This is a genomic window from Pseudomonas sp. Sample_9, from assembly GCF_004307535.1.
Lineage (GTDB): Bacteria > Pseudomonadota > Gammaproteobacteria > Pseudomonadales > Pseudomonadaceae > Aquipseudomonas > Aquipseudomonas mercuritolerans.
The window spans coordinates 1,609-3,630 of the sequence record NZ_RAZO01000362.1; the positions used below are offsets into that span (position 1 = coordinate 1,609).

Here is a 2,022-nt window from a genome sequence, read left to right on the forward strand (position 1 = left end):
CCACTCGACGCCACGTAATCCGCAGGCTTGGCGACAAACGCCACTTTCGGCGTGTGCTGCCGCTTGGCGGCTTCTTCCAGATTGGCGATCAGGCCCATGCGCAACGCACCGTAGGCACGAATCGTCTCGAACATCAGCAGCGCTTGCGGATCGCCGTTGATCGCACCTTGCAGTTCGGTGCCGGTGTAGCCGATGTCTTCGGCGTTGACGAAAATCGTCGGGATCCCGGCGTTGATCATGGTCGCCTTGAACGTGCCGACACCCGGCACTTCCAGCTCATCGACCAGATTGCCGGTGGGGAACATCGAGCCACCACCGCCCTCTTCTTCCGCCGCCGGATCCATGAATTCGACCTGCACTTCGGCCGCTGGAAAGGTCACGCCGTCGAGTTCGAAATCACCGGTTTCCTGCACTTCGCCGTTGGTGATCGGCACGTGGGCAATGATGGTCTTGCCAATGTTGGCCTGCCACACGCGCACCACCGCCACGCCGTTGTGCGGGATGCGATCAGCGTCGACCAGACCGTTGCTGATGGCGAACGAACCGACCGCTGCCGAGAGATTGCCGCAGTTGCCGCTCCAGTCGACGAACGGCTTGTCGATCGACACCTGGCCGAACAGGTAATCGACGTCGTGATCGGCGCGGGTGCTTTTCGACAGGATCACGGTTTTGCTGGTGCTGGACGTCGCGCCACCCATGCCGTCGATCTGCTTGTCGTAAGGGTCGGGGCTGCCGATCACCCGTAGCAGCAACGCATCGCGCGCCGGACCGGGCACCTGCGCGACTTCGGGCAGATCGGTGAGGCTGAAGAACACGCCTTTGCTGGTGCCGCCGCGCATGTAAGTGGCGGGGATTTTTATTTGTGGTGCGTGAGCCATGGTGCTCCTTACCGAAGGCATGGGACTTGAAATCCCATGCCCACACGTTGGTTTAAACGGCTACCGCCGATCCTTCGAGGAAATCCTGTGCGAAGCGCTGCAACACGCCGCCGGCCTCGTAGATCGACACTTCTTCAGCGGTATCGAGACGGCAGGTCACCGGCACTTCGACGCGCTCGCCGTTCTTGCGATTGATCACCAGCGTCAGATCCGCGCGGGGTTTGCGTTCGCCGATCACGTCGTAGGTTTCGCTGCCGTCGATGGCCAGGGTGTGGCGGTTGGTGCCGGGTTTGAATTCCAGCGGCAACACGCCCATGCCCACCAGGTTGGTGCGGTGAATGCGCTCGAAACCTTCAGCGGCAATCGCCTCGACGCCGGCCAGGCGCACGCCTTTCGCCGCCCAGTCGCGGGACGAACCCTGACCGTAGTCAGCGCCAGCGATGATGATCAGCGGCTGCTTGCGCTGCATGTAGGTTTCGATGGCTTCCCACATGCGCATGACCTGGCCTTCCGGCTCGACGCGCGCCAGCGAACCCTGCTTGACCTTGCCGTTTTCCACGACCATTTCGTTGAACAGCTTCGGATTGGCGAACGTTGCGCGCTGGGCCGTCAAGTGGTCGCCACGGTGGGTGGCGTAGGAGTTGAAGTCCTCTTCCGGCAGGCCCATTTTTGCCAGGTATTCGCCGGCGGCGCTGTCGAGCATGATCGCGTTCGATGGCGACAGGTGATCAGTGGTGATGTTGTCCGGCAGCACCGCCAGCGGGCGCATGCCCTTCAGCGGACGGGCGCCGGCCAGTGCGCCTTCCCAGTACGGCGGACGGCGGATGTAGGTGCTCATCTCGCGCCAGTCGTACAGCGGCGCGACTTTCGGCCCGGTGTCTTCATGCACGGCGAACATCGGAATGTAGACCTGACGGAACTGCTCAGGCTTGACCGACGACTTCACCACCGCATCGATTTCTTCGTCGCTCGGCCAGATGTCTTTCAGGCGGATTTCCCGACCATCGACCACGCCCAGCACATCTTTCTCGATATCGAAGCGGATGGTCCCGGCGATCGCATAAGCAACCACCAGTGGCGGCGAGGCGAGGAATGCCTGTTTGGCGTACGGGTGAATGCGGCCGTCGAAGTTGCGGTTGCCGGA

General features: G+C 62.3%; 2 protein-coding genes. Both read right to left on the bottom strand.

What is annotated here, in order from left to right; all coding sequences use genetic code 11:
* Window positions 1-878: 2-methylaconitate cis-trans isomerase PrpF (gene prpF, locus D6877_RS20875; protein ID WP_130911980.1), on the bottom strand; the 878-nt coding region annotated here is incomplete at its 3' end.
* A 52-nt stretch (window positions 879-930) separates the two neighbouring features.
* Window positions 931-2,022: aconitase family protein (locus D6877_RS20880; RefSeq protein WP_241662932.1), on the bottom strand; the 1,092-nt coding region annotated here is incomplete at its 5' end.